This is a genomic window from Vibrio sp. Vb1755 (assembly GCF_033338635.1).
Taxonomy (GTDB): Bacteria; Pseudomonadota; Gammaproteobacteria; order Enterobacterales; family Vibrionaceae; genus Vibrio; species Vibrio alginolyticus.
On the sequence record NZ_JAWOTA010000122.1, the window covers coordinates 1 to 1,491 of the forward strand.

Below are 1,491 nucleotides of genomic sequence, written 5' to 3' on the forward strand. Positions count from 1 at the left end.
ATTTTCGACAACATCTCGAAAGAAGCGTGGGCTCAGTGGCAACACAAACAAACCATGTTGATCAACGAGAAAAAGCTCAACATGATGGATCCGGAGCATCGTAAACTGCTCGAAACCGAAATGGTGAACTTCCTATTCGAAGGCAAAGACGTTCACATTGAAGGTTACACACCACCAAGCGAATAAAGCCAATTTGTTCAAAAGCAATGACATCACAACCTAAACTGTGATGTCATTTTTCCTCCAGCGTCTTGTCCTCATCACCTAAAAACTTATGAAGAAAATTGCTTTTATTGCCACCGCTCTCTTATTGGCGGGCTGTAGCCGTGAATTCGTCGAAAAAATTTATGACGTGAACTACGAGCCAACCAACCGCTTTGCAAACAATCTAGCAGAGCTACCAGGCCAGTTTGAGAAAGATACCGCCGCACTCGATGCGTTGATCAATAGCTTCTCAGGCAATATCAAAAAGCGTTGGGGACAACGTGAAGTGAAGTTCGCAGGTAAAAGTAACTACGTTAAGTACATCGACAATTATTTAAGTCGGGCAGAAGTGGATTTCCAGAAAGGTCTTATCACTATCGAGACCGTTTCTCCGACCGAACCACAAAAACACTTGAAGAACGCGATCATCACCACATTGCTAACGCCAGATGATCCAGCAAACGTCGACTTGTTCTCATCGAAAGAGATCAAACTCGAAGGCCAACCCTTTTTGTACAAACAGGTGCTCGATCAAGATAAAAAGCCCATTCAATGGTCGTGGCGCGCTAATCGCTTCGCAGACTACCTGATTGCCAATAACATCAAAACCAAAGATGTGGACTTTAAAAAAGCGTATTACGTTGAAATTCCAATGGTAGAGGATCACTTCTCTCAACGTAGTTACCAATATGCGGATATCGTGCGTCGCGCATCAAAAAAATACGACATTCCTGAAGATCTGATTTACGCCATCATCAAAACCGAGAGCAGTTTTAACCCTTACGCAGTAAGTTGGGCCAATGCTTATGGATTGATGCAAGTAGTGCCTAAAACCGCTGGTCGTGATGTATTTAAGCTCGTAAAGAACAAATCAGGACAACCTAGCCCAGAGTATTTGTTCAACCCAGAAAACAATATTGACACAGGAACCGCCTACTTCTACATCCTCAAAAACCGTTATTTACGCGAAGTTCAGCATCCAACTTCGTTAGAGTACAGTATGATTTCCGCTTACAACGGTGGAACTGGTGGTGTTTTAAACACATTTAATCGCAGTGACCGAAAACGCGCGATGCGAGATCTCAATTCTTTGCAACCCAACCAAGTTTATTGGGCGCTAACTAAGAAACATCCGAACGCTGAAGCGCGTCGTTACCTAGAAAAAGTTACAAATTTCAAAAAGGAATTTAACTCTGAGCACACTTTGTAATGACAGTTGAATAAAAAGCGTTCGAACAACCACTTTTTTGAAATTATTTAAAAAAAGTGGTTGACGCAACGCGGGAA

Annotated in this window: 2 protein-coding genes; both read left to right on the forward strand. The window is 42.5% G+C overall.

Annotated elements, in window-relative coordinates:
* On the forward strand, positions 1–186 hold a 186-nt coding region (locus tag R7E00_RS23155), incomplete at its 5' end, for an oxidative damage protection protein (protein ID WP_318124580.1).
* Between the two features lie 88 nt (positions 187–274).
* On the forward strand, positions 275–1,414 hold the full coding sequence (mltC, locus tag R7E00_RS23160) for a membrane-bound lytic murein transglycosylase MltC (protein ID WP_005490305.1): 1,140 nt from the start codon (positions 275–277) through the stop codon (positions 1,412–1,414).
* Positions 1,415–1,491: the final 77 nt, after the last annotated feature.